25 protein-coding genes and 1 other RNA gene are annotated in these 26,685 nt (G+C 28.7%); 19 read left to right on the forward strand and 7 right to left on the reverse strand.

What is annotated here, in order from left to right; all coding sequences use genetic code 11:
• The 3 genes from CLSA_RS05365 to ppdK all read left to right on the forward strand — a co-directional run bounded on the left by CLSA_RS05365 (window position 1) and on the right by ppdK (window position 4,333).
• Window positions 1-624 (forward strand): DUF4342 domain-containing protein, encoded by a 624-nt coding sequence (locus tag CLSA_RS05365; protein ID WP_022744391.1) that lies wholly within the window; start codon window positions 1-3, stop codon window positions 622-624.
• Window positions 625-823: 199 nt separating this feature from the next.
• Window positions 824-1,462, forward strand: coding sequence for a transcriptional regulator CcpN (gene ccpN, locus CLSA_RS05370; RefSeq protein WP_022744392.1), 639 nt, complete (start codon window positions 824-826; stop codon window positions 1,460-1,462).
• A 243-nt stretch (window positions 1,463-1,705) separates the two neighbouring features.
• Window positions 1,706-4,333: a pyruvate, phosphate dikinase gene (ppdK, locus tag CLSA_RS05375; RefSeq protein WP_022744393.1), complete on the forward strand. Its 2,628-nt coding sequence runs from the start codon at window positions 1,706-1,708 to the stop codon at window positions 4,331-4,333.
• A 317-nt stretch (window positions 4,334-4,650) separates the two neighbouring features.
• Here the strand turns inward: ppdK and CLSA_RS05380 are convergent, their stop codons facing one another.
• Complete coding sequence (locus CLSA_RS05380; protein ID WP_022744394.1) at window positions 4,651-5,718, reverse strand: CotS family spore coat protein; 1,068 nt, start codon at window positions 5,716-5,718, stop codon at window positions 4,651-4,653.
• 355 nt (window positions 5,719-6,073) lie between these two features.
• Here CLSA_RS05380 and CLSA_RS05385 point away from each other — a divergent pair, with 355 nt between their 5' ends.
• From CLSA_RS05385 to rnpB, 7 genes are all read left to right on the forward strand, one after another.
• The gene (locus CLSA_RS05385; protein WP_022744395.1) at window positions 6,074-7,102 is read left to right on the forward strand and encodes a deoxyguanosinetriphosphate triphosphohydrolase; all 1,029 of its coding nucleotides are present in this window, start codon (window positions 6,074-6,076) and stop codon (window positions 7,100-7,102) included.
• Window positions 7,103-7,333: 231 nt separating this feature from the next.
• A complete protein-coding gene (gene dnaG / locus CLSA_RS05390; protein ID WP_022744396.1) occupies window positions 7,334-9,115 on the forward strand; it encodes a DNA primase in 1,782 nt (593 codons plus the stop codon).
• A gap of 29 nt (window positions 9,116-9,144) precedes the next feature.
• Window positions 9,145-10,254: an RNA polymerase sigma factor RpoD gene (rpoD, locus tag CLSA_RS05395; protein ID WP_041716107.1), complete on the forward strand. Its 1,110-nt coding sequence runs from the start codon at window positions 9,145-9,147 to the stop codon at window positions 10,252-10,254.
• Between the two features lie 376 nt (window positions 10,255-10,630).
• Entirely contained in the window at window positions 10,631-11,323 is a 693-nt protein-coding gene (locus tag CLSA_RS05400; protein WP_022744398.1) for a tRNA (adenine(22)-N(1))-methyltransferase, read from the forward strand.
• An 11-nt stretch (window positions 11,324-11,334) separates the two neighbouring features.
• A complete protein-coding gene (locus CLSA_RS05405) occupies window positions 11,335-12,126 on the forward strand; it encodes a Nif3-like dinuclear metal center hexameric protein (RefSeq protein ID WP_022744399.1) in 792 nt (263 codons plus the stop codon).
• Window positions 12,127-12,242: 116 nt separating this feature from the next.
• On the forward strand, window positions 12,243-12,554 hold the full coding sequence (locus CLSA_RS05410; RefSeq protein WP_022744400.1) for a hypothetical protein: 312 nt from the start codon (window positions 12,243-12,245) through the stop codon (window positions 12,552-12,554).
• A 49-nt stretch (window positions 12,555-12,603) separates the two neighbouring features.
• Window positions 12,604-12,950, forward strand: an RNA gene (gene rnpB / locus CLSA_RS22310) — RNase P RNA component class A.
• A gap of 44 nt (window positions 12,951-12,994) precedes the next feature.
• On the opposite strand, the gene CLSA_RS05415 is transcribed toward rnpB, so the two are convergent.
• The 3 genes from CLSA_RS05415 to CLSA_RS05425 form a co-directional block, all read right to left on the reverse strand.
• Window positions 12,995-13,321 carry a tyrosine-type recombinase/integrase gene (locus tag CLSA_RS05415; RefSeq protein ID WP_022744401.1) on the reverse strand — a complete coding sequence of 109 codons (327 nt, stop codon included), beginning with the start codon at window positions 13,319-13,321 and terminating at the stop codon, window positions 12,995-12,997.
• 119 nt (window positions 13,322-13,440) lie between these two features.
• Window positions 13,441-13,734 carry a hypothetical protein gene (locus CLSA_RS05420; RefSeq protein WP_041716109.1) on the reverse strand — a complete coding sequence of 98 codons (294 nt, stop codon included), beginning with the start codon at window positions 13,732-13,734 and terminating at the stop codon, window positions 13,441-13,443.
• The gene (locus tag CLSA_RS05425) at window positions 13,677-14,033 is read right to left on the reverse strand and encodes a hypothetical protein (protein ID WP_140395210.1); all 357 of its coding nucleotides are present in this window, start codon (window positions 14,031-14,033) and stop codon (window positions 13,677-13,679) included. The genes CLSA_RS05420 and CLSA_RS05425 overlap by 58 nt, the downstream gene beginning before the upstream one ends.
• A gap of 52 nt (window positions 14,034-14,085) precedes the next feature.
• On the opposite strand from CLSA_RS05425, the gene CLSA_RS05430 reads away from it, so the two are divergent.
• From CLSA_RS05430 to CLSA_RS05460, 8 genes are all read left to right on the forward strand, one after another.
• On the forward strand, window positions 14,086-14,412 hold the full coding sequence (locus tag CLSA_RS05430; protein ID WP_022744402.1) for a hypothetical protein: 327 nt from the start codon (window positions 14,086-14,088) through the stop codon (window positions 14,410-14,412).
• Window positions 14,413-14,648: 236 nt separating this feature from the next.
• Window positions 14,649-14,927, forward strand: coding sequence for a hypothetical protein (locus tag CLSA_RS23765; RefSeq protein ID WP_236903300.1), 279 nt, complete (start codon window positions 14,649-14,651; stop codon window positions 14,925-14,927).
• Between the two features lie 161 nt (window positions 14,928-15,088).
• Entirely contained in the window at window positions 15,089-15,238 is a 150-nt protein-coding gene (locus CLSA_RS23770) for a hypothetical protein (protein WP_236903302.1), read from the forward strand.
• Between the two features lie 128 nt (window positions 15,239-15,366).
• Entirely contained in the window at window positions 15,367-16,311 is a 945-nt protein-coding gene (locus CLSA_RS05440) for an alpha/beta fold hydrolase (RefSeq protein WP_022744404.1), read from the forward strand.
• Window positions 16,312-16,324: 13 nt separating this feature from the next.
• Window positions 16,325-18,109, forward strand: a complete 1,785-nt coding sequence (locus CLSA_RS05445; RefSeq protein WP_022744405.1) for an ATP-binding protein — start codon at window positions 16,325-16,327, stop codon at window positions 18,107-18,109.
• Entirely contained in the window at window positions 18,102-18,728 is a 627-nt protein-coding gene (locus tag CLSA_RS05450; protein WP_022744406.1) for a helix-turn-helix domain-containing protein, read from the forward strand. Before CLSA_RS05445 ends, CLSA_RS05450 begins: the two co-directional genes overlap by 8 nt.
• A 461-nt stretch (window positions 18,729-19,189) precedes the next feature.
• Window positions 19,190-19,369 carry a hypothetical protein gene (locus CLSA_RS05455; RefSeq protein ID WP_022744407.1) on the forward strand — a complete coding sequence of 60 codons (180 nt, stop codon included), beginning with the start codon at window positions 19,190-19,192 and terminating at the stop codon, window positions 19,367-19,369.
• Window positions 19,370-19,975: 606 nt separating this feature from the next.
• Window positions 19,976-20,206 (forward strand): hypothetical protein, encoded by a 231-nt coding sequence (locus CLSA_RS05460; RefSeq protein WP_022744408.1) that lies wholly within the window; start codon window positions 19,976-19,978, stop codon window positions 20,204-20,206.
• A 102-nt stretch (window positions 20,207-20,308) separates the two neighbouring features.
• On the opposite strand, the gene CLSA_RS05465 is transcribed toward CLSA_RS05460, so the two are convergent.
• The 3 genes from CLSA_RS05465 to CLSA_RS05475 all read right to left on the reverse strand — a co-directional run bounded on the left by CLSA_RS05465 (window position 20,309) and on the right by CLSA_RS05475 (window position 25,504).
• Complete coding sequence (locus CLSA_RS05465; protein WP_041716113.1) at window positions 20,309-21,727, reverse strand: spore germination protein; 1,419 nt, start codon at window positions 21,725-21,727, stop codon at window positions 20,309-20,311.
• Window positions 21,728-21,930: 203 nt separating this feature from the next.
• Window positions 21,931-23,664, reverse strand: a complete 1,734-nt coding sequence (locus CLSA_RS05470; protein WP_022744410.1) for a S8 family serine peptidase — start codon at window positions 23,662-23,664, stop codon at window positions 21,931-21,933.
• The gene (locus tag CLSA_RS05475) at window positions 23,648-25,504 is read right to left on the reverse strand and encodes a S8 family peptidase (RefSeq protein WP_022744411.1); all 1,857 of its coding nucleotides are present in this window, start codon (window positions 25,502-25,504) and stop codon (window positions 23,648-23,650) included. The genes CLSA_RS05470 and CLSA_RS05475 overlap by 17 nt, the downstream gene beginning before the upstream one ends.
• Before the next feature lie 257 nt (window positions 25,505-25,761).
• Here CLSA_RS05475 and CLSA_RS05480 point away from each other — a divergent pair, with 257 nt between their 5' ends.
• Window positions 25,762-26,529 (forward strand): transglutaminase domain-containing protein, encoded by a 768-nt coding sequence (locus CLSA_RS05480; RefSeq protein ID WP_022744412.1) that lies wholly within the window; start codon window positions 25,762-25,764, stop codon window positions 26,527-26,529.
• Window positions 26,530-26,685: the final 156 nt, after the last annotated feature.

Genomic DNA, 26,685 nt, shown 5'->3' on the forward strand with positions numbered 1-26,685 from the left:
ATGGAAGATATAACTTTAGAAAAAGTTGATATAGTGCGTGAAAGAACAGGTGTTAGCTATGAAAAGGCAAAGGAAGCTTTAGAAATATGTCAAGGTAATGTTTTAGATGCCTTAGTATATATTGAACAACATCAGGATATAAATAAAGATAAAAAATATTATAGTCAATATGAAGAAAATGAAGTGGAAATTTCTATAGATAAATTAAAAACTTTTTTAAAGGAACTTATAGAAAAAGGGAATATAACAAGGATAAAGATAAAAAAAGATGATATGGAATTAGCTGATATTCCTGTTAATGCAGGTGTTGCAGCAGGGGTTATAGCTATTATAATCCCACAAATTCTTGCAGCAGCATTTATAGTGGCAGTAGCAGCTAAAATTACTATAGAAATCACTAAGGAAGATGGTTCTACTGAAGTAATAAATAAGTATGTTTCTAAAGTTGCCAATGATGTAAAAAATAAAGCGAGTGATTTTGCAGATAAAGTAAAAAATAAAGTTAATGAAGTAAAATATGAGAATAAAAGCAATAATGAAAATACAAATAAAAAGTCATACAAGGGTGGAGAAGCAGTATATAGCTATACTGTTAAATTTGATGATGATAATGAAGAAAAATAAATGATATAGAAAGAAATATAGAGAAAAACAAGTCTAAAAGTTGTATAAAATTATTATAAGACAAATATTTGATTAATTTATTTGATTTTTCTGAAAATTAATTGTAGTAAAACAATAATTAAATGATATAATTAGATTGTAATATAAAATTATGAATATTAGACATATATTTCTTATATTTATAGAAAGAGGGATAAGATTGAAATTATCACCTAGGCAAGAAGAAATAATAAGCTTAGTTAAAGAACATCAACCGATAACAAGTGAAAGCTTAGCTGAAAGACTTGGTGTCACTAGAGCAGCATTAAGAGCTGATTTGGCGGTGCTTACAATGATAGGCACTTTGGATGCTAGACCTAAGGTTGGATATGTATATCTTGGAAAATCTTCTAGTGGATTAGTTTATCAGCATATTAGTAAAATTAAAGTATCTGAAATAATGTCAAAACCTATTACAGTAAGCGAAGATACAATGGTATATGATGCAATCGTATACTTGTTTCTCAATGATGTAGGAACATTATTCATTGAAAATAATGGGGTTTTAACAGGTGCCGTTTCACGTAAAGATTTTTTGAAAATCTCAATAGGAGGGACGGATATACACAAGGTTCCAGTTGGAGTGATCATGACTAGAATGCCAAATATAATTTGTGCAAACGAAAATGATAATGCTTATGATTTGGCAAAGAAAATCATAGAACATGAAATTGACAGCATTCCGGTTGTTGAGATAATCAATAATACAGATGGAAAAGATCAAATGAAAATAATTGGGAAAGTTTCTAAAACTAATATAACAAAGTTATTTGTTAAGCTTGGAAAAAATGAGGATTAATTATTAAAGGGTAACTACGAAGTCTTGAGCACATTTGATAATATGATAAGTAAAAGAAATAATGTATATTTTTTGCAGCACGAAGTAGCATGGTTAACTCGTGAGAGTATAGTGGATAAACATACTGATGTAGTAAAGCATAAAATAAACTGGTATACTAGCTTGTTATTTTTTCAAAGTGAATTACATAGACATCGATAGTAAATATATTGAGAAATTTATAAGAAAAGAGGGAGTATTGAGATGACAAATAAGTATGTATATCTATTTAGTGAAGGAAATGCTTCGATGAGAAATCTACTTGGTGGTAAAGGTGCTAATTTGGCTGAAATGACAAACATAGGAATTCCAGTACCACATGGTTTCACTGTTACAACAGAGGCATGTACTAAATATCATGAGGATGGTCAATCGATTTCAAAAGAAATACTTGATCAAATTTATGAGAGTCTAGCGAAGCTTGAAGAAGCAACAGGAAAGAAGTTTGGAGATAATACAAATCCTTTGCTAGTATCAGTAAGATCTGGAGCAAGAGTTTCAATGCCAGGTATGATGGATACTATTTTAAATTTAGGATTAAATGATATTGCAGTGGAAGCTTTAGCTAAGCTAACTAATAATCCTAGATTTGCGTATGATTCTTATAGAAGATTTATTCAAATGTTCTCTGATGTTGTTATGGGAATAGAAAAAAGATTATTTGAAAACAAAATTGATGAAATTAAAGAGAAGAAAGGTGTTGAATTTGATACAGAATTAAATGCTGATGATTTAAAGACTTTAGTTTCTCAATTCAAAGAAATTTACAAAAAGGAAAAAGGAGAAGAATTTCCTGAGAATCCAAAAGTACAATTAGTTGAATCTATAAAGGCAGTATTTAGATCGTGGGAAAATCCAAGAGCTATAGTTTATAGGAGATTAAATGATATTCCAGGAGAATGGGGTACTGCTGTAAATGTACAACAAATGGTATTTGGTAATAAGGGAGAAACATCAGGAACTGGTGTTGTTTTCTCAAGGAATCCAGCTACTGGAGAAAAAGGAATATATGGTGAATACTTGATGAATGCACAAGGTGAAGACGTTGTTGCTGGTATTAGAACACCACTTCCAATACTTAAATTAAGAGAACAGGATCCTGTAATATATGAGCAGTTCGAAAATATAGTTAATACATTAGAAAAACATTATAAAGACATGCAAGATATGGAAATAACTATAGAAGAAGGAAAGCTATATTTCTTACAAACTAGAAATGGTAAAAGAACAGCTCAAGCAGCTTTAAAAATTGCTGTTGATTTAGTTGAAGAAGGAATGCTTACTAAAGAGGAAGCAATTCTAAAAGTTGAACCTAAACAATTAGACACATTATTGCATCCAACATTCTATACCGAAGATTTAAAGAATGCTACTCCAATAGCAAAGGGGTTACCAGCTTCTCCAGGAGCAGCATGTGGTAAGATTGCATTTAGCGCAGATGAAGCTAAAGAGAGAGCAGCTCTTGGTGAAGATGTAATACTTGTAAGACTTGAAACTTCTCCAGAAGATATAGAAGGTATGATAGCTGCAAAGGGAATTCTTACAGTAAGAGGTGGTATGACATCTCATGCTGCTGTTGTTGCCAGAGGAATGGGAGCTTGCTGTGTTGCAGGATGTGGAGCTATTAAAGTAGATGAGGAAAAGAGAACCGTTGAAGCAAATGGTAAAATTTATACTTCAGATGATTCTATTTCACTTGATGGTACTACTGGTAATGTTTATGGAGAAAAGATTAAAACAGTTACTCCAGAAATTTTAGGACATTTTGCAACATTTATGAGTTGGGCTGATGAAATAAGAAAATTAAAAGTTAGAGCTAATGCTGATAGCCCAAGAGATGCTCATCAAGCAGTTGAATTCGGAGCAGAAGGTATAGGACTTTGTAGAACAGAGCATATGTTCTTTGCAGAAGATAGAATTATGGCTGTAAGACAAATGATTACATCTAAAGATTTAGAACAAAGAAAAGTAGCATTGGCTAAAATATTACCAATGCAGAAATCAGATTTCATAGGAATTTATGAAGCATTAGAAGGTAAGCCAGTTACAATTAGATTACTAGATCCACCTTTACATGAATTCTTACCAAGTGCTGATGAAGACATCAAATCATTGGCGAATGAGATGAGAATAACTTTTGAGGAATTAAAATCTACAGTTCAAGATTTACATGAATTCAATCCTATGATGGGTCATAGAGGATGCCGTCTTGCTGTAACTTATCCAGAAATAGCTGAGATGCAGGCTAGAGCAATTATAGAAGCAGCTATTGAAGTTAAGAAGGATAAAGGATACAATATTATTCCTGAAATAATGATTCCATTAGTAGGAGAAATTAAAGAATTAAAATATGTTAAAGATGTAATTGTAGATACAGCTAAAAAGGTAATGGAAGAAAAAGGTGTGACTTTAGAATATAAAGTTGGTACCATGATTGAAATTCCAAGAGCTGCATTGACAGCTGATGAAATAGCTAAAGAAGCAGAATTCTTCTCATTTGGTACAAATGATTTAACTCAAATGACATTTGGATTCTCTAGAGATGATGCAGCTAAATTCCTATCAGCGTACTATGACAAAAAGATTTATGAACAAGATCCATTTGGTAAATTAGACCAAACAGGGGTTGGTTCTTTAATTAAAATTGCAGTAGAAAAAGGAAAATCTACACGTCCTGATATTCATCTTGGAATATGTGGAGAACATGGTGGAGATCCATCATCAATTGAATTCTGTCACAATATAGGACTAAATTATGTATCATGTTCACCATTTAGAGTTCCTCTTGCAAGACTTGCAGCAGCGCAAGCACAAGTAAAAAATAAGAGATAAAAATAAAACAAATAGCATAAGTTAAGCATGGCTGAAAAGTCTTATTATAAAGGATTGAAGCTATCAAAACTATAAAAAATAAGGGTATTGTGATTAATTTCATTATTGATTTTAATTACAATACCTTTGTTTTTATATAAAATTAAATTTTAAAAAAGAAAAAGTTATTTAATGAAAAGTTATTCAATTAAGCATTATCAGAAGTTTGTCTTTGAAACAAATGGTGATAGATTCAAGTTCTCATTTAGTGAATATCAATAAAAGTTTCTCAATACTAACAGATATGTGTTTTATTTCTGTTAGTATTAAGAAAATAGTTAAAGCAATGTTACATTAAATTCATTTTGAACTATATCTATTATGTTTAGTGAAAAATCATATTGAGACTTCGTTTTAGATGTTGCATTTGAAAGGAGGCTTAAAAAAGCTGGTTTGTTACATTTATGAACATTTTTATAATAATCTCTTGATATTTTCCAATATTTTTGTGGAAAACAAATGTAGGATATTAAATATTTTAAATCGGATTGTGTAAATTGACATATTTCATTATAACTTTTTAATATAGTAAGTGCTAATTCAATGTTCCATTTAGTATTTTCACGTTTTAAAATTCTACGCATAAAATAAGCAAGATCTTTTGCACAATAATCAGCTTTGCATTTATCAAAATCTATTATCCATGGATCTGTAGCACTATTAAAAATTAAATTTTTATTTACATAATCCCCATGGCATAAAGATTTACTTAGATTATTTTTATCAATATTATTAGAGATATCTAACGATATTTGAGCAAGCTTTAAATTTAGATCAAAATTTAAGATAAAATGTCTTGAAAATTTATCTTTGTATTTAAAGGATTCATTAGAAGCATGTAATAGGTCTTGAAAGTGCTTTAAGGTTGTTATGTAATAATCATCAAATCCTTCCCGTAATGAACTGCCTAAAATAGGATGAAAATCTCTAGATATTGAATGGATGATAGCAAGTTTTTTGACAGAAAGTTTTACATGATTAATATTATCAAAACTACATTTTTCACCCTCAATCCAAGGAGTAAGTATAAAAAGCATATTATCATAAGAGACAAATCTATTTTTGTCAATGGTTGGTATAAGTTTTGGTACTTTTATATTATTTCTATATAGCCATTCAATAGCAGAATATACATATAACAAATCTTGCAAATCATAATACACTTTTTTTAAACAATAACTTTTTTCTTTAAAATCGACTCTATATACGGCTCTTTGTTTATCTGTATTCTTAAATTTAATTATAGAAACGTGAGCGTTTTCTAAATTATAATATGGTAAAACATTTTGTTTTATAATTTCAGGTGAAAGATTAGATTTTTTTGAAGGTAAAATCTCAATACTCATGAATATTCTCCTTTATAAAGTGATTAGGCATGTAAAACAAAATGATAAATATATATTTTTTAATAGAGGACGTGAACTAGCAATAAAAATATACTTTGATATTGTATTGCACAAACGAGACTATAATATAAAAGGCTGACTTGTCATTTTTTTTACTTGCCTTAGTGTGTGATAAAAATCTTCATTATTAATAATATTAAATATATTTCGGGAATATACATAAACTGTTTGATAAAAATATAAAATTTTGTAGATTATATATATTATTTTTAAAATATTTGCAAATAATATATATGCATTATAAATAGAGGAATATAATGATAAATATAGAATACATAAAAAGAGGTGATAATATATGAATATAAGAGAAAAAATTCAGAGTTTTGAAAGCTTGACACTAATTAAAGAAGCTGCTTTTTCATCAAACTCCTTAGGAAGAAAGATAAAGGAAAAAGATGATGATATTAGAACTTGCTATATGGTTGATAGAGATAGAATTATTCAGAGTAAATCATTTAGGCGTCTTAAGCACAAAACACAAGTTTATATAAAAACCTCTGGGGATCATTATAGAACTCGATTAACACATACATTAGAGGTAGCTCAAGTTGCAAGAAATATAGGCGTTGGAATTGGATTAAATGAAAATTTAATTGAGGCAATAGCTTTAGGGCATGATTTAGGTCACGTTGCATTTGCGCATACAGGTGAAGAAGTATTAAATGGTTATTTAGAAGGTGGATTTAGACATAATGAACAGAGTGCACGAGTTGTAACAAAACTTGAGAATGATGGAAAAGGATTGAATCTAACTCAAGAGGTTATTAATGGAATAATTAATCATAGCGGACTTGGAACTGTAAAAGATATTATAACTCTAGAAGGCGTTGTAGTTAAAGTTAGCGATAAAATGGCATATTTGAATCATGATATAGATGATTCAATAAGAGCAGGATTATTAAGAAAAGAGGATTTGCCTAAGGATATTGTTAGAATATTAGGTGATAATTCAACTGAAAGATTAAATACTTTGATAAAAGATTTTATAAAAACTTCAAATTTTAATATTAAGAATGGAATAAAAGAAGTTGGACTAAGTAAGGAAATTAATGAAGCTATGATAGAACTTAGAAAATATATGTTTAAAAATATATATTTAGGGAATACATTAAAAGTTGAGAGAAATAAAGCAAAATTTATATTATCGCAATTAATAAAGTATTTTGAAAATAATCCTAATGAAATGCCAGATATTTATGTTGATATAGTGGAAAAAGAAGGACTACAAAGAGGCGTTGCGGACTATATTGCAGGGATGAGCGATGATTATTGCTTGTTATTGTTTAATAGAATATTTGTTCCAAAGGTAGTAATAGATTTGTAAATAGTGCAAATTATTTCTAATCTCTTAAAATAAATTTTATAATATCAAACAAATTTTGAAAATTAAAGAGGATTTTAAAATAAAAAAAAGAATTATTTAAAAATAGTGCTTTAAATAAATTATTATAAATATATTAATTAATATTTTTTTATTATAATTTAGAAGGAAAAATTATAATACTGTCGAATAATATATAATTGTTAAAAAAGCAGTAGAGAGGGAGATGTCTCCTTGCAGATACCAGAAGAAGTAATTGAAAAAATAAAAGATCAAAATGACATTGTAGATATTGTTTCAGAGCATGTAAGACTTAAGAAATCGGGCAGAAATTATATAGGATTATGTCCATTTCATAATGACAAATCTCCATCATTGAGTGTTTCTCAAGATAAACAGATATATAAATGTTTTTCTTGCGGAGAAGCAGGAAATGTAATTACATTTGTTATGAAATACAAAAAGCTTACTTTTCTAGAAGCTGCAAAGTATTTAGCAGATAAAGTTAATATTCCGTTACAAACATCAGGGCAGGAAAATAATAAAATTTCTTTAAAAAAAGAACTTTTATATAAGGTTAACGTAGAAGCTGCCAGATATTTTTTTGCCAATTTGCAAAGAACTAAAGATGCAAAAGAATATTTTTTAAAACGAGGAATAAAGGAAGAAATCATAAAAAGATTTGGACTTGGTTATTCACATGATAGTTGGCAAGGATTAATAAATTATTTAAGAAAAAAAGGATATAAAGATGATTTATTACTTGATGCAGGTTTGACTTCTAAAAGTGAAAAAACAGGGAAGAACTATGACAGATTCCGAAATAGAGTTATGTTTCCTGTATTTGATGTAAGAGGAAAAGTTATTGGGTTCGGAGGCAGGGTTTTAGATGATTCAAAACCAAAATATTTAAATTCACCAGAAACAATGATTTTTCAAAAAGGAATTAATCTTTATGGATTAAATTTTGCAACTAAGAATGGTTTAGTTAAGGATTATATGATTATTGTTGAAGGATATATGGATTTAATATCACTTCATCAGTATGGTATAACAAACACGGTAGCATCATTAGGAACTGCACTTACTGTAAATCAAGCAAGACTTCTTAAGCGGTATGTAAACAAGGTTATAATTTCTTATGATGCTGATGTAGCTGGTCAAACAGCTACTCTTAGAGGACTTGAGATTTTAAGAAATGCTGGATTTGATGTCAAGGTATTAACAGTACCACAGGGTAAAGATCCAGATGAATTTGTAAGAAACAATGGAAAAGATGCATTTTTAAGATTAGCAAATGAAGCACTGCCATTAATTGAATATAGGATTAAAAAAGCAGCAGAAGGCATAAACATAAAAGATGGGAATGAGCTTATAAAATATGGGGAAAGATTTGCAGAAATTTTGGCTGACTTAAATCCGATAGAAAAAGATGTATATATAAAGAAAATTTCAGAGCAAACATCTATTAAAGAACAGGCATTATATGACTTACTTTCACAAGTAATGGCAAAAAAACAAAAACAAGATAACTTTATGAATAAAAAGGAATATTTTGGAACAAAATTATATGTAGAACCAGGATATTTAAAAGCTGAAAGAGTATTGATAAAATTGATGCTGTATGATGAATTTTATGATGAACTTAAGGAGTCTGTAAAATATGGAGATTTTGTGTTAGATGCACATAATAAAATTTATTCATTAATATTACAGGGTAAAAGTGAAGATACTAATAATATAATATCTTATGTAGAGAGCCGATGTGATGACATAGAAAGTTCTAAGGAATTGATTAAAATAAAAGAACATAAAATTTTAGATTTAACCGATAAGGATAGATTGATTAATGATTGTCTAAGGCAAGTTCAAAAATTTAAATTGCAATTAAAGATTGAAGACTTGAAAAAGCAACAAAGTAAATTTGAAAAAAATGGTCAAATTGAAGAATCTATAAGGATTGCAATGGAGCTCACTAAATTATCAGTAGCATTGAAAAAGGGAGAGAGAGGTTAAAGGTTGTGACGGAAGGAGGCAATAATAAAATGGAACAAAAAGTAAAAGGAAAAGCAGTAAAACCGGTGGATGATAAAAAAGATAAAAACGCTAAAATGGCAGCTGTAAAGGAATTGCTTGATAAAGGTAAGAAGACTGGTTCATTAACATATAAAGAAATAATGGAAGCAATGGATCATATTGATTTAAGTCCAGAACAAATAGAAAAAATCTATGAAGCTTTAGAAATAATGGGAGTCGAAATTATTGGAGGCGAACATGAAGCAGAAGAAGCTCCAGAAGAAATAGATTTATCAGTACCGGAAGGTATAGCTATAGATGATCCTGTTAGAATGTATTTAAAAGAAATTGGAAAGGTACCTCTATTATCTTCTGAACAAGAAATAACATATGCACAACAAATTGAAGAAGGAAATGAAAAAGCTAAAAAGAAATTGGCAGAAGCAAATTTAAGATTAGTTGTAAGTATAGCTAAAAGATATGTTGGAAGAGGAATGTTATTTTTAGATTTAATTCAAGAAGGAAACTTAGGTCTTATAAAAGCTGTTGAAAAATTTGACTATAGAAAGGGATATAAATTTTCAACTTATGCCACATGGTGGATTAGGCAAGCAATAACTAGAGCAATTGCAGACCAAGCAAGAACAATTAGAATACCAGTTCATATGGTTGAAACTATAAATAAATTAATAAGAGTACAAAGACAATTATTGCAAGAATTAGGAAGAGATCCATTCCCTGAAGAAATATCAAAAGTTATGGAACTTCCAGTAGATAAAGTTCGTGAAATCCAAAAGATTGCCCAAGAGCCAGTTTCTTTAGAAACTCCTATAGGAGAAGAAGAAGATTCACATTTAGGAGACTTTATTCCAGATGATGAAGCACCAGCACCAGCTGAAGCGGCTGCATTTACAATGCTTAAAGAACAACTAATTAATGTATTGGATACTTTAACACCTAGAGAAGAAAAAGTATTAAGATTAAGATTTGGGCTTGATGATGGAAGAGCTAGAACTCTTGAAGAAGTAGGTAAGGAATTCAATGTTACTAGAGAAAGAATTAGACAAATTGAAGCTAAAGCATTAAGAAAATTAAGACATCCGTCAAGAAGTAAAAAATTAAAGGATTATTTAGACTAAGCACCTTGCACAAGGTGCTTCTTTTTAAGTAATATATTTTAGGTACATTAAAAAAATAATAAATTTATATGCTAAGTATATTTTGAATTAAAGGAAGCTTGATTCGTATATGCTTAATGAGTATTCACAGGGCAAGCAATTATCATTAAATCGTGGGCTTTTCAGTACATGTTATCAAATTCGTATAATAGTCTGCTATGAGAACAATTTGCTTTTTTCTGATGAAAAATATTCATGACATTTTGGATTTATTATTTCCTTTCATGTCTGTTAACAGTTAAAAATGTTAATAATTTGAAAAAAATTCAATTATTAATTAAATATTTTGAATGATAAAAATTCATAGTGTACTACTTTATAAAAAGGTGAGGTAAAAATGGAATTAAGTAAGAGATTAGATTGGATTGTAGGAAAGCTCAATAAGTGTGAGGTTATAATGGACGTAGGGACAGATCACGGATATATTCCTATATATTTAGTTAAGAACAATATAGCAAGCAAGGTTATTGCATCAGATATAAATAAAGAACCTCTAAAAAAAGCAAAGATCAACGCAACGTTAGATGGAGTTTTAGATAAAATAGATTTAAGATTAGGTGGAGGTTTAGCTCCGTTAAATGATAAAGAAGCACAAGGAATAATAATTGCTGGTATGGGCGGAAATCTTATTAGAGATATATTAGAAGCAGATTTAAAAAAAGTTAAAAATATGGATTATTTAATCCTTCAACCTGCACAAAATCCAGAAGTTTTAAGAGAATATTTATATACTAATAATTATCAAATTATTGAAGAAGATATATGTAAAGATGAAGGGAAATACTACGAATTATTTAAAGTAAAATATAAAAAAGGAGATTATATATCATTAGAGCCTATATTTTATGAAATAAGTCCTTCTCTTTTAAATAAAAAATCTTTAGTTTTAAAGGAATACATAGAAGATAAAATTCAGAAGTGTAAGAAGGTTATAGAATTTATTACTGAAAATACCGAACATGCAATACAAAGAAAAGAAGAATTAAATAAAAAAATCAACACGTTAGAAAAACTACTAAAAGCTTTTTAAGGGGTGTTATTATGACTAAGATAAAAGATATTATAAGAGAAATTGAAAAGTTTGCACCTAAATGTCTTCAAGAAGATTATGATAATGTAGGATTAATGGTTGGAGATGATGAAAAGGAAGTAAAAAGAGTGTTATTATCTTTAGATTGTACTAATGATGCAATTGAAGAGGCAACAAATCTTAAGTGCGATTTGATGATAACACATCATCCTTTATTTTTTAGAAAACCTAAACGCATAGTAAAAAAAGATCTTTTAGGGAATAAAGTAATTAATCTAATAAAAGAAGATATAACTCTGTATTCATGTCATACAAACTTAGATTCTGCAAAAGATGGTATTAATGAAACAATAGTTAAAATGCTTGGTTTTAATTCATGCATAACTTTAGAACCTAATGAAAGCAGAAATTATAAAGAAGATGGAATAGGAAGATTGATAAAGTTGGATAATCCAATTTCATTAAACAATCTCGTAGATTTAATTAAAAAGACATTAAATATAAATAATATGAAAATTGTTAAAGGAAATGAAAAGGTAACTACTTTAGCAATAATAAATGGAAGTGGGCAAGATTTATTTCCATTAGCTAAAAGTTTTGGAGCTGATTGTATTATAACTGGAGATACAACGTATCATTTTGCATTAGACTATAAAGAAATGGGAATAAGTATAATTGATGCAGGACATTTCTCAACAGAGTATATAGCATTTTTAAAAACTTTAGAATTTCTAAAGAAAGAATTTAATGATGTAGAATTTATGGCATCAAAAACATGCCAAGATCCATATGAGTTTGCTTAAGCTACAGATATTTCAAAACTTTAATCTGTCGCAAACTGCATAAAGTTTAAGAACTAAATCATGGTATATGTGCATATATTATTTTGATAATAATTTTATGGAGCTATATAAGCGCGATGAGTAAAGATGATGATTTAAAAAATAGTGCTGGAAATGCTTTGAAAAAAGATTTTTCAAATATATTAAAACATAGCAAAAGATTAGTTAAGGGATTTTTTCGAGGGGGAAATAGGGGAAATGGATGTGATAGAAGAAGACCTCCATTTGGAGGACCACCATTTTTTAAGCCCAGATCACCTTGGGTTATGCTATGTTATCCGAAATTAATTGTTGCAGGAATAATAGCCTTAACATTATTACTTTGTGGTGTTAGCATATATGGATTAATAATAATAATTTTATTAATATTAATATTTATTTTGATATAATTAAAAAAACATTTGTATAATTAAAAAAAGTATGTTAGTATATATCTTGCGAGTAAGACGTGCAATCGCTGCTAGACTAGATCTAGGAGAGGAAAGTCCGAGCTCCATAGGGCAGGGTGCTGGATAACGTCCAGTCAAGGCAACTTGAAGGAAAGTGCAACAGAGATATACCGCCTAAGATTTTCTTAGGTAAGGGTGGAAAGGTGATGGTAAGAGCTCACCAGCGTGATGGCGACTTCACGGCTATGTAAACCCCACTTGGAGCAAGACCGAATAGAGAGGCATTAAGGGGCTGCCCGTCCCGCCTCTGGGTGCGTCGCTTGAGCTTATTGGCAACAATAAGCCTAGATAGATGATTGCTTAATACAGAACTCGGCTTATGGCTTATCTCGCAACAAGTAATTGCAAGGATTTGAGGAATACCGTTTGGGTATTTTCCCTTAACTTTCCCTTGCTTTTTTTGTGTACAAAACATTTGATAGAATATCTGTAGCTTCGGTATTCATTTCTTTTGTTACGTGAGCATAAATATCTGATGTTGTCTGCATTATAGAATGACCTAAACGTTCTTGAATTATTTTCATTGATATGCCACTTTTCAATAATATGGTTGCATTACTATGCCTAAGATCATGCCAACGAATATATTTTTCTATGTCACTTCTTAATTTGTACGGTGTTAATCCATTTCTATTGTGAACTAAATAATCATATAATTCTATAAGCTTCTTAAATGCAATATATTCTTCATTAGTAAGTATCAGCATATTTACAATAACTTCTAGACCTTCATCAATTTTACCTTCCCTAAATAGCTTTAGTAATTGCTTTTGAAATCTTTTATCACTTATTTTACGTATAATTGATTGGCTTATGTGAAATAGATCTAATTGAAAATGAATGCCTTGATCCTCACAAGTTGCTTTAATCCACTTGCTCCATCACCGTTTAATATTCTAGTTTGAATTTCATCTACATTGTATTTTTCTGCAATTGTTGCGCCAGTAAGCTTTTTAAAGTGATTAGAATTGCTAAAGCTTGCACAAACAGTTTTATCAACAACTACATATTCCTTTTTACTGCCCGGACGTAAAGTCCAGCCGATATATGATACTGCTAGTTTTAACTTTTTCTTTTTATTTTTCCCTTTCGTTCTATCCTTACCTGAAGATAGAGCCAAACGCCATCTTGCTTCTGGAATAATACATATATTTCCTTTTTGCCTTTTAATATACCTTTGTCATTTAATTCAATTTTACGATTTTCTAGTTCTTTAATCTTTTCTCCAACTGTTTGAACTACGTTCCAAACGCCTTGAGCGCTAATTTCTTGATTGCACATAGTTTTAATATTATCAGATGCCTTTCTAAAAGAAACCTCCGTCACGTTAGTTAAAATAGTTTCAACGAGATTTATAGACACATTTCCTATAGTGTCCATCCTTAAATACTCATCCAAAGACTTTGATATGCTTTTCAAGACCTTGCAAGCTTCATCGCAAGCATATTTATAAAATCTTTTTTCTAACTCCTTGAAAGTAAATCCATTATCATTAAGAACTAAAATTTTAGAGACGCATATATATTGTGGTATTTATGCTATGTTTGTTGAACTTATCAATCCTGAAACTAGACTGTGTGCAATAGATGGCACTGCTTTAAGAAGTTCAAAATACGATAACAAAGCTAAATCTGGTAAGGGTACACGTCTTGGATACTATAAAGGTTATAAATTGCATTGTATTGCAGCTGTTAGTGATATTATAATTCCCTTGGTTTTTGATTTAATAACAGCTAATGTTTATGACAATCAAGTCTCAGATTTACTATATGAAGCTAAATTTATAACCCATTTTTAATACTTGTAGATGCAGCATATGATTCAGTAAAATGGTTTGAAATTGCTTATAGATTAGAATTTAATTTGTTAACTAAAAAATTATTACTTTTATAAATCACTATGGAAATATTATAAAATAAAGTTGTTCCCTATTTAACATGCATTATTTACATAATATGCTATAATAGTTACATATTTATAAGAAAATCACAATAATAAATTTTAAGAATGGGAAAGTTTTTGGAGGTATTAAAATTGGAAAGAATGCCATATAAACGACCAACTACACATTATGATGAAAGAATTAAAGAACTAGATGAAAAAATATGTGAACTAATTAATAAACGTAAGAATGCTTCAGATAATGATCCAGGTTATCCACCTTTTGAATACATTTCTAACTGGGCAAAAAAATTTGATTTATATGAGGATTTATTAAAATCAGTATTTCAATCGTTTTGGAATGAAAAATTATATAAACCTGTAGTTAGGCCAAAAGAATTTACCAGTGTTAAAATTAATAGAAAGAGATAACCGCCTTTTTTTCTATAATTTTTATTCGTCAGTATTCAAATTCCAGTGTTGTGGGTTTTTGCATAGATTTGAACAATATAAGCAATTCATCCTAAAACCAGCCACGACATACTAGTTTTGGATTGTCTATAAATGAAAACTATGATTGTCGAATACTCGACATGTGTGGAGGTAATGGACATTCTCATTATAACTTTGTTGTATCACCTTTACTACCTGATAATATTTCTGGAATTAAATTGATTTTTAAAGAATATAGTTTATCTCGCATTGATGAAACTATAGATAATGAGATTGTAATAGAGTTATAATAAATGATTTAATTTGATTAACTTATTAAACGAGTATAAACAAATTGATACCTTGTAGGTATATATAAAAAAAGATAAAAATTGGTAATAATGTAATAAAATGATCATGAAATGTGGGGGATGTTACTTTGAAAAAAATTATATCATCCATAGCAGATAGTTATGGATTATGGGACTTAAATAAAACATATAGCAAAATTAATCAATTTCATTATGATGAAATTGAAATCGCTAAATTAATAGGTGATTATCAAAAGTTTTATTTTAAGCCAGATTTACCTAAAATTAAGTTTGAAAATAATAGGATTATATTTAAAAGCCAGGTACATAATGAAGAATGTAATAGGGATGCTATATTTTATACCGATTTATATTCAAATGAAACAAAAGAAAATGTAAGTATTATAATGATCCATGGTTGGAGATCTGAAAAGTTAAATAGATTAGAACCTGTGTTTTTAGACGAATTTAAAAAGAAACAATATAATACATATAGGTATATTTTACCTTATCACATGGATAGATGTGATAAATTAAATTATAGTGGAGAATATTTTTATAGTGCCAATATTAATAGGACATTGAAATCAATTAAGCAGTCTGTTAATGATATAAGGGCTTTAATTACATATCTAAAAGAGAATAATAATAAAGTTGTTATTATTGGATTATCTTTGGGTGGATTGGTAGCAAATTTAATAGCAGGATGTGAAAAAAATATTGATTTGCTTATATCTATATTTCCAGCAAATAGTTTAGCATTCACAAGTTTTAAATCAGAAGTAGGGAAATATGTAAAGAGGGACTTTTTAGAAAAATCTTTTGAATTTAATAAGTTAAGTGAAATTTGGACAATTATAAATCCAAGTTTGAACAAGCCTATAATTGATTTGAATAAAATATTATTAATCCAAGGAGATTATGATAAATACGTTTTATATGAAGATACTAGGAAAATTTCTGAAAATTGGGGAATAAAAAATGAACTATTAAAATGCGGGCATTCAGGGATTGTTATTAATAAAAAGGAAATTAGAAATAAAGTTATAGACTTTATAAATAAAGAATTGTAAAGGTGATACTGTTATGTATATGGTCGGTACAATTTTCGGATTAGTTGTAACTGGAATTATAATATTAATAAAAGATAATGAAACTGAATCTACATGGTGGTTAGCAGGCTTTTTACTTTTATGCGGTTTAGGTGCATTTTCATCTATAACTACAAATTTATTTATTAATAAAGTAGATTCTAAAACTATGGATTTAGTATATTATATTAGTGCATGGTTATCAGTTTCTGCTCATTATTTAGCACCAGTTTGTATACTGATTTATTCAATGATTTATTCAAATTTAAAAAGTAATAAAATAGTATATATGCTACTATTTATTCCAGAAATTTTATGCTATATATTATTACCAATAAAAAATAACGATTTAAAAACAACAACAGAATTTTTAAACTACATGAGAATATTATGTATTGTTGAGTTGCCTTATTTATTTTCTTCTATTGCGTTATTAATATATTCCTTTGTAAAGGAAAAATCTTATCTAATAAAAAAGTATAAGTTAGTTAATATAGTTGTTATAGTACCAGGACTTGTTTACATAATTTTATTTAATTTTATATTAAGGGCTATTGGAATGGAAAATTCTTGGAAGGCATTTTCTATTTTAATACCAATACATTTTTTGATATTTATTTACTTCGCAAATAAGTTTGCAGTATTTGGGGTTACTATGAAATTTGATAAATATAATTTTGCTTTTGAAAATATTATTGACTATATTACCGATTCGATTATTATCATAGACGAAAAGTTAATAGTAAAAGAAGTTAATAATATATTTTACAAAAAGTTTCAACTTAATAAGGAGAAGGAATATCAGGAATATAAAAACTTGATAAGAGAGAGTAGTTTGAGAAATTATGAGGAGTTATTAACTAATTTAATAGATAAGGCTCATATGACAAGAACTAATCAATCTATGCAAATAGAAGTTGTAGCTGAGGAAGTTGCTTATTTTGAAGTACAGGTAAATTGTGTAATAGTAAAGGGTGATTATTTTGGTACAATAGTCTTCTTTAAAGATATAACTGCTCAAAAGAAGAACATGGAACTTATGATAGAAAAAGAGAGATTAATGTCTTTAAGCCAACTTATTGGAGGAGTAGCACACAATTTAAAAACTCCAATTATGAGTGTAGCAGGAGGTCTTTCAATAATAAAAAAAGATACTAATAAACTATATCCTTATTTCAACGATGACAATAATGATGATATTGAAAAATTAATGGTGGAAATAAATTCCTGGCATGAAAGAGGACAAGCATATCTACGTTATATGACTGATATTATTAACGCAATTAAAAGTCAGTTAAAAGATTTCGATCAAAATAAGAAAGAAAATTTTCTTATAAAGGATGTTATTAAAGATATAGTTTTATTAATGTCGTATGAATTAAAGAAGAATAAATGTAAATTAATACAAGAAATAAATATAGATGATTCAATAGAAATTGCTGGTGATATTAATTCTTTAATTCAAGTATTAAATAATCTTATAAGTAATGCTATAAGTGCAGTAAAATATAATACAAATATAACTTTAAGTGTTTATAAGGAAAGTAAAAATATTGTATTTGCTGTGACTAATGAAGGGAATATTATACCAGAACACGTTCAGAAGAAAATATTTACAGAGATGATCACTACAAAAGGTAAGGATGGGACAGGACTAGGTCTATATATAGCCAAATCTATTATAAAAAGTAGATTTAAAGGTGATATATATTTTAATAGTGACAATGAGATGACTACTTTTTTTATAAAAATACCAACAAAGGAGCAGAAAAATGAATAAAGGAATAAGTATAGCCATAATAGATGATGAAATAGGAATAATTGATACACTAGAATCTTTTCTAGGTGATAAATATTATGTTGAAGGATTTATAAGTTCAAAAGAGGGATTGGCAGCATTAGAAAAAGGTGACTTTGACTTATTAATATTAGACTACTTTATTGATGATTTAAATGGCAAGGAAATTGTTGATGAAATAAGATCATTTAATCCATCAATGTACATAACATTATTAACAGGATACGCAGAAGAAGTTCCAGCGATGAAGTCATTAGATGAAATGGATATACAAGGATACATTGAAAAGACAGGGGATTTTGAAAAAATAATCGTATATATAGAAGCGATAATAAAATCAATAGAATTTTTTAAAGGAAATAGCATACCATTGAATAAAAAGATAGGTCAAAGAATTAGATCATTAAGAAAATCAAATAATTTAAGTCAAAGTGATGTTGCTAAATATTTAGATGTTAAAACAAATTCCATATCGCAATATGAGTCTGGATCATCAGGATTAACAATAGAAAATGTTTTGAAATTAGCAGAACTATTTAACGTAACAACTGATTATATACTTTGCTATACGTTAAATGTTAGAAATAGGGCCTTTCGTTAAATTTAGACTATTTTCGTAGATTTATTTAGAGTATCTAAAGGATACTCTATTTTTGTGATGTTATTTAAGTGAAATAATATAAGTAAATATCAACAAAATTGACATTTGATATGAAAATATTTTTTAAAATGATATTTTGTATTGACGTTAAAATTTGGAATTGATATAATGAAAAAAATGAAAAATATACAAAAATTTAATATTTATAACAAAATTGTATAAGAATAAAATAATTGAAGTATATTTCTGAAATAAACTAGTAGAAATTTTTATTAAAAAAACATCATCCGAATTAGATATGTGGAGACACATGTTATATAATACAATAACTAATAATAAAGAATTAAATAATGGTTATATATCAAAATCAAGTAAAAAAATGGGATGCGGTTATTATTGAAGCATACAAAAAACAACTTGATAGAAATAATGAATAATATTTATAGAAAGGTGAGGCTTTTGTGGTAATTAGGGAAGTAATAGAAATATTTAGGGAAGATACTTCAATTAAAAGGTTCAAAAAAGAAATTGAATTATTAAAGGATGCTGGATATGTAGTATTTGAGGAAAACAATGATTATGTACGTTTCTACCAATCTGCAAAGGTATTTAATTCACATTTATATGCTGAAAAAAAATGAAAGTAAAAATCTGCAAGTGAAATTAGCATTAACTATGGAATTTTCATCATTATGTATGGTTTGATTTAATAGACTATTATTAAGATATGGTCATCATAATAAAGTTTATCTATTTTCATTATAAATAGTTGCATGTGTAAAGTAATAACAAATACTTGATTTCTGATAAAATAAATTTTTATATTTCGTGGTATTCAAATCTGCATGGCCAAGTAATTGCAAGGATTTGAGGAATACTGTTTGAGTATTTTCCTTTAAATTTACCTTGCTTTTTTTGCGTGCAAAACATTTTATAGAATAGAAGGATAATTTTTTTGATTCCTCCGACGGCTATTTTTAAAAAAATATTTTTGAGGAAAATATTAGATTTTATTAAGAGAATATCATAGAATTTATATTTTAGCTTAAGTGATAGGATAATTATTGAACTTGAAGGATAGCTATTTGAGCGAATATAAAAAGTTTTGAGAGAAGATTAGTGTATTATAGAAAAATTTAAAAGATAACAGAACTAATTTGCAAAAAAACGTATAAATATTTTATTGACTTTTATTAGAAAAAAATGGGATTATTATTATATAATAGTTGTAGGAGAGGGATGACAGTATGGATAATATAGAAACCAATGTAAATATAGTATTAGAAAAAGTAAAAGAATCACCAACAATACAATCTGGTAAAAAATCAATAGCAATATTATCTAGTAATAATGCAAATTTAAGTATTCAGGATTTTGATGAAGCAATTGAGTATATATGGAAAAATAACTTATTAAAAATATTAAAAGTAGAACGTGAACATATATATATAATGAAAATATATGTAGATGTTGCTTAATGATTTTAAGAAAAAATATAAAGCACAAAGTAAAGACTTCATATTATTCGTGTATGAAGTCTTTACTTTATGCTTTGTATTTTTATGTAATTAAATTAATTATTATTGAACTTTGTTTGAAATTCTTGTTCTAAAAATTAAGTTTTTAAGTTTTATCCAATTGAATGGAATCAAAGGATAAAAATAAGGCTCGCCAGTTATTGTCTTTGAACTTGCAGCTACTATAAGACCTATTACCGTTCCAAGTATGAGCCCCCAAAATCCAATTGTTCCGCACAATATTATTAACAGTGTTCTCAGAAATTTAAAGGCATAATTCAGTTCTATACTTGGTTGTGCAAAGCCTGCGAGTGAAACCACAGCAGAATAAAGTATGGTTTCATTTGTAAACCAACCTGTTGTTACTGCATATTGTCCAAGTATCAATCCGCCAATTATTGAAAGTGAACTTCCAAGCGGATCAGGCGTATTTAATGAAGCCAATTTTAAGCCATCAACAGCAATTTCCAAAATTATGAATTGTGTGGTTATAGAAACCGCAGAGGGTTTTTCTGGCCGTATAAAATCAAAAGAACTCGGCAAAGTAATATTCCCATTTGCAAATAAGATAAAGACTGGAATTAAAAATATATTGAAAAATATTACAACATTTCTTATAAGTCTTAAATAATTTCCAGTAAAATTGGGAAAATAATAATCATTTACATCTTGAAGAAAATCAAAAATTCCAGTTGGAAGAATCATAGCAGTAGGAGAGTTATCAACTAATATAACTATTTTTCCTTCAACAATGTGAGCTGCAGCAACATCAGGTCGTTCAGTATACCTAATTTTAGGTAATGGATTAAGCCAATTCTTTGAAAGTAGCAAATCTACTAAACTTTGATCACCAACAGTTAGAGCACCTATAGATAAGCTATTGATTTTTTGAATTATGACGTCAAGGGCTCTTTTATCAACAACCTTATCTAAATATACTAAACATACATCAGTCTTTGATATATAACCGATAGAATGCATTTCACATATTAATCTAGGATCTCTTATTCGTCTTCTAATTAATGCTGAATTAAGAATAATTTTTTCAACAAAACCATCTTTTGAACCTCTTAAAGTTTTTTCTTTAGCTGGTTCGGATGTACTTCTGCCAGCATAAGCACGTAAATCCATAACTATAGATGAATCAAAACCATCTATAATTATTACTGTCTGACCAGTGAGCAACCCATCTATCATCTTATCTAAGTCTTTTTGAGGTTCTACTGATACATGAGGAATTTCATTGTCTATAAAACTATTAATATCTGTATATGACTCCATTCTCGATTCAGATATATTATTAAAAAAATTTCTTAGTATCTGCTGCATAATATCATCTTTAACAAATCCTGATAAGTAATAAATTAAAGCATGTTTTCCACCAATGATTATGGTTCGTTCAATAATATCAAAACTTTCTTTTACAGTTAATCGCGAGTTGATTTGTTCCATATTTTCTAAATAGTTTGATGAAATTTTCAAAAATCTGACCTTCTTTCGTAAATAAATATAATCAATGAAAAAACTCTTGCCTAATTATTGAAAAGCATATTAAATTTGCTTATCATCCATTGTAGTACAACACATACAAATATTATGTGTTGTATATTCGAAGTTATGCAGAAATTATAAAAAAATGTTTATTATTTGTAGAAAAAATATGGTAGTGGTAAAAATTATTAATTTTATGTCATATTTTGAAACATTGCTAATATATTTAACATCCCATATCCCCATTGTGGATTAGGATATATATCGCCAACACGTGTAGAAGTTCCACGTGAAAGATAAGTGGCTATTGTTTGAGAGTACATAAATGGATCATTGCCATCAACAATTCCCCATTCAAACAACATAGCACAAGCACCAGCAACTATTGCAGCTGAAACACTGGTACCATTTACTACTGTGGTTTTATTACCAGGAGCGACAGTAACTGCATCTACTCCACCAGCAGCAACATTGATTACATTAATGTAATCATTTATAAATGCCATACCGGAATAATCAACAATATTATTATTGTTTTGATTGTAGGCAGCAACAGTGATAGCATAATTCGAAGTCCCTGGAATTGTAACTGTTCCATAAATATCAGCAGGTATAAATCTAGTACCACCAATGGATATACCACTTTGTGGTATCCAAACATTATATTTACCATCTAAAATTGAATTGCCAATTAACCTTAGTTTCCATATGCCAGGTTGTAAATCATAAAATCGAATACGTATTAATTCATCACCGGTATTTTCTTCTGGTAAATAATAATTAACTTTAGTCGTTGTTTTTTCAAATAAAAATGTATAAACTTCAGTATTATTAATTAAAGCAGTTAGTGTGCCTGTGTTTTCACCAGAAGGAGATATAATGTCCAGAGACATAATATTTGGAGAATCAATCCAAATTTCAACCCATAAATCTTTTTGTTCAGGAGCAATATTTAATTCTATAGAACTAATACTATTAACACTAGATACTATACCAGAAGCATGTCCACCAGCTACACGTTGGTTTCCAGCACCTGTAACAACGGTTATTCCACTATTTATACAAATAGACTCTATAAATTGTTCTAAAATACCTTTGCCCTTATGACCACCCAAAGTGCTGCCAAGAGGAAGGTAAATAACCAGTGGTTTATTATTTCTTAACGAATATCTATACAAAAACTCTAAAGCTGCAAAAATACTTGTTATATTAAATACTGGAACTGTTACGTTAAACCATGCTTCAAATGGTAAATCTTCAATTAACTTTACAACTACGAAATTGCAGTTTGGAACGACTCCTTTTAGATTAGGATTTTGACCTGTTGCTCCAATAATTCCAGCCATACTCGTTCCATGTCCAAGTTCATCTCTGGTTGGAACTATTTCATAAGGAGACTTTCCTTCTTTATAAGCGTTTATTGCTTCTTGTATTTGGCTTTTAGTATATACGCTTCCAAATGGAACTATGTTGTTTTCAATTTCTGATGCAGGACTTATTGTTTGATCCCAAATATATTCAATTCGAGTTTCACCATTTGAATTCATAAATTCATCACTTAAATAATCAATACCGGAATCAATAATTGCTACATTGACTCCTCTTCCAGTTAAATTTAGGGGCAAATCTAGTGTTAAAAATTCAGCCTTAGATGCCTGTAGAGGCGAAATTTCTTCAAGTGTATACATTTCAGCCGGTTTTACATATACAATAGTTGAAAAATGAGGCCCTGCTAAGTTGATGTCATTACCTTGTAATATTATTTCCCTTTTAACAGTTACGATAGCGTATTTATTGTTTATTATTATTACATAATAACCAGGATATTTAGAGACTTCTGATTGAATATCTCCTTGATATTGAACAATATAACTATAATAATTTACATCTTTAAAAATGTTTTCTGGAACTTTAAATTTCATTTCCATTAAAAAAACCTCCGAAATCATTTTGGGGAATTCTTATGAATAATTTATTTACGTAATATTCTATAAATTTATCATCTTCAAGATTGTGTGAGGTATGAATTGGTATACCACGACTATTATTTCTGTATAATCTGCTAATAACATTAAAGACTCCTAATAAATCAAAATCTCCATATCCAGTCTCTCTGTTAGGGAATTTGTATAATTCATTTCTATATGCACCATAAATTAAATAGCTTACTATTTTTGGAGAATACATAGTAGTATCATTACCGTTAATTATTCCCCATTCTAATAAAAGAGCACAGGCTCCAGCAACTATTGCAGTAGCAGCAGAGCTCCCGGAAACAGCGGTAGTTCCGCCTGAAACTTTTGTTGTTATAATGTTAACACCTATAGTTGCAATATCTGGATTGATTACATTATTAGCATTAAATCCTTTGCCTGAAGAGGCTATAAGTGAATTACCAGTTCCATAGTATGCAACAGTAACTGCATTTGCAACTGTTCCAGGGATAGTTAATGTATTAAAAGGATCTGGTTCAAGGAAAACTAGATTTTCAGGCAAAGTATTATGGGGAGGAAGCCATATGTCGTATCGTCCATTTACTATATAACTTCCAGTTAGCTGTATTTTCCATATGCCTGGTTTTATGTCATTAAATATGATTTGAATAACTTCATGTCCTGTAAAGTGCTCAGGAGTATAATATCGTACGAACATTTTAGTATCTGTAAAAACAAAATTATAGATTTCACGTGCATCTATTTTAGATTGTATAACGTTTGATGATTCTCCAGTAGGCGAAATTACATTTATAGAAGCCCTATTTGGTCTTTGAATCCATATGTTAAATGAAAAGTACTTTAATTCTTTAGGGATTTTTAATTCAGATGTTTTTTTATCACCTTTTGTTTTTATATATCCCGATACATGTCCTTGCGCAGCACCTTCATTACCAACACCAGTCACTATGCAAAGTCCTCTGAAGTTTCCTATGCTTGTTAAATATCTGGAGATTAGATTTGCACTATCATGACTTCCTTCTGTTGTTCCGACACCTAAATATATAACCATAGGTTTGTTTAGTTTTAAAAACATATTTTTTAAATATTCTAATGCAGCTACAATTTCAGAACTGTTATAAACTGGTGCGTATGTTACATTATTTTCTTCTAACATTTTTCTGAAATTAGAGGATTCGAAAAGTTTAACAACTACAAATTCCACATCATTTGCAACTCCCTGAAATTTATTAGTATACCCTCTGGCGCCCATAATTCCAGCCATATTTGTTCCATGTCCAATAACATCTTTTGAAGGAACAATTTTATAAGGATCTTGATTATTTTTAGAGGCATTTATTGCTGCGTTAATTTGTTCGTTAGAATAAGTTTCACCAATATATACAGATTCATTGTTGCTGTTTTGAATAGTTTGATCCCAGATGCTAGCTATTCTTGACGTACCATCTTCCCTTATAAACTCTTGGTTAAGATAGTCTATTCCGGTATCTACAATTCCTATTAAAACATTTCGTCCTGTTAAATTTAAATATGGATTCATTTTTATATTATTTATGTTATCTACATAAGAAGGCGAAATATCTTGTAATACAAACATTGGTCTAAAGTCAACGAAAACAATTGTTGGAACATCCTTTATCAATCTATCTAAATCATTTGCACTCACTGCTACAATTCCAATAGTATCAGTGATTATAGCTCCACAAGCATAAGTAATCTTATCTATCTGTTCTTTAAAGTTACCTCTATATTCAATTAAATAATTTTCTACACTTGGATCGTAATATAAATTACAAGTACGTAAATTATACATATTTAGCTCCCAGAATTGTTTATATTTATAAATATATTTTTATAGAATTAATTCAATGATACAAATTAATTATTTTATGATTAAATAAAAAAGACCCTATTTATATAAAGGTGATTGTAATATATAATAAGTACAAGTGTTATTAAATCAAAGCATATATCATAGAAGGAATTATTGAAGATTTTAAATTTAGAAATAAAAGCTCACATACATATGAGAATAGTAAAAGATAAAAATTACTTTAGGAGGACAGCATTATGAAAAGATTCTTTAAGACTATAATAATAACATTAATTATTATGCAAGTTATGACAATAGCCGCATTTGCAGAGGGAACCTTTTCTAATTGGAACGACATAGAAAATGATATGTATCATCATTTTGTAAATAGGGATGCAAACTTTTCATTTTTATATACAGGAACAAAAGAGGAATTTCAGCAAAACATAAGACAAGCTATAAAGGATGCATATTCAAAGGATGACTATTTGGAAAGATCATGGGTGGAATTGCGTCCACAAGGAAAAGTTACAACTCAAGGGATTGAAACTACTATAAATGCAACTTATTTAACAACCAAGGAACAAGAGGATTATGTTAATAATGAATTAATAAAAGAAACAGCAAAAGTTACTAATTCAGGAATGTCTGATTTTGAAAAGGTAAAAGCAATAAATGATTATATTATTAATAGGTTTGAATATGATTATACACTTCAATCAAAAAGTGCATATTCAGCATTAACTACTTCGGTTGCTATTTGCCAGGGATACTCCATGGCAGCATATAAAATGTTAAATTACGCAGGAATTGAAAATCGAATTGTTGTTGGAACGGCCAGAAACATTTCTCATTCGTGGAATTGTGTTAAGATTGACGGAGAATGGTATAATTTGGATATAACTAATAATGATTCAATTAAAAAAGATAAATACTTTTTAGTAGGAGATAATTTTTTGTTAGATAATAATTATGTTTGGGATAGGAAAAGCTACCCATCAGCACCAAAAGGATATTATGAATAGACATATTTAAGTTAAATTATATAGATATCTAAATTAAGTCGTAGACATATGCAATAAATAACCGAAATAGAGGTCATGCATTTGTTTCGGTTACTGAAAACTTTGATAGATGCTTCTAAGATTGCAAGTTGTACCCACAATGCTTGCTTCACAGAC

The sequence above is a fragment of the Clostridium saccharobutylicum DSM 13864 genome (assembly GCF_000473995.1).
Classification (GTDB): domain Bacteria; phylum Bacillota; class Clostridia; order Clostridiales; family Clostridiaceae; genus Clostridium; species Clostridium saccharobutylicum.

What these genes read in the sequence shown, in the direction of transcription:
- CLSA_RS05365 (WP_022744391.1), top strand. Translation starts at nt 1, where the DNA reads ATGGAAGATATAACTTTAGAAAAAGTTGATATAGTGCGTGAAAGAACA.
- ppdK (WP_022744393.1), top strand. Translation starts at nt 1,706, where the DNA reads ATGACAAATAAGTATGTATATCTATTTAGTGAAGGAAATGCTTCGATG.
- CLSA_RS05380 (WP_022744394.1), bottom strand. Translation starts at nt 5,718, where the DNA reads ATGAGTATTGAGATTTTACCTTCAAAAAAATCTAATCTTTCACCTGAA.
- CLSA_RS05385 (WP_022744395.1), top strand. Translation starts at nt 6,074, where the DNA reads ATGAATATAAGAGAAAAAATTCAGAGTTTTGAAAGCTTGACACTAATT.
- rpoD (WP_041716107.1), top strand. Translation starts at nt 9,145, where the DNA reads ATGGAACAAAAAGTAAAAGGAAAAGCAGTAAAACCGGTGGATGATAAA.
- CLSA_RS05400 (WP_022744398.1), top strand. Translation starts at nt 10,631, where the DNA reads ATGGAATTAAGTAAGAGATTAGATTGGATTGTAGGAAAGCTCAATAAG.
- CLSA_RS05405 (WP_022744399.1), top strand. Translation starts at nt 11,335, where the DNA reads ATGACTAAGATAAAAGATATTATAAGAGAAATTGAAAAGTTTGCACCT.
- CLSA_RS05410 (WP_022744400.1), top strand. Translation starts at nt 12,243, where the DNA reads ATGAGTAAAGATGATGATTTAAAAAATAGTGCTGGAAATGCTTTGAAA.
- CLSA_RS05415 (WP_022744401.1), bottom strand. Translation starts at nt 13,321, where the DNA reads ATGCTGATACTTACTAATGAAGAATATATTGCATTTAAGAAGCTTATA.
- CLSA_RS23770 (WP_236903302.1), top strand. Translation starts at nt 15,089, where the DNA reads ATGTGTGGAGGTAATGGACATTCTCATTATAACTTTGTTGTATCACCT.
- CLSA_RS05445 (WP_022744405.1), top strand. Translation starts at nt 16,325, where the DNA reads ATGTATATGGTCGGTACAATTTTCGGATTAGTTGTAACTGGAATTATA.
- CLSA_RS05450 (WP_022744406.1), top strand. Translation starts at nt 18,102, where the DNA reads ATGAATAAAGGAATAAGTATAGCCATAATAGATGATGAAATAGGAATA.
- CLSA_RS05460 (WP_022744408.1), top strand. Translation starts at nt 19,976, where the DNA reads ATGGATAATATAGAAACCAATGTAAATATAGTATTAGAAAAAGTAAAA.
- CLSA_RS05470 (WP_022744410.1), bottom strand. Translation starts at nt 23,664, where the DNA reads ATGGAAATGAAATTTAAAGTTCCAGAAAACATTTTTAAAGATGTAAAT.
- CLSA_RS05475 (WP_022744411.1), bottom strand. Translation starts at nt 25,504, where the DNA reads ATGTATAATTTACGTACTTGTAATTTATATTACGATCCAAGTGTAGAA.
- CLSA_RS05480 (WP_022744412.1), top strand. Translation starts at nt 25,762, where the DNA reads ATGAAAAGATTCTTTAAGACTATAATAATAACATTAATTATTATGCAA.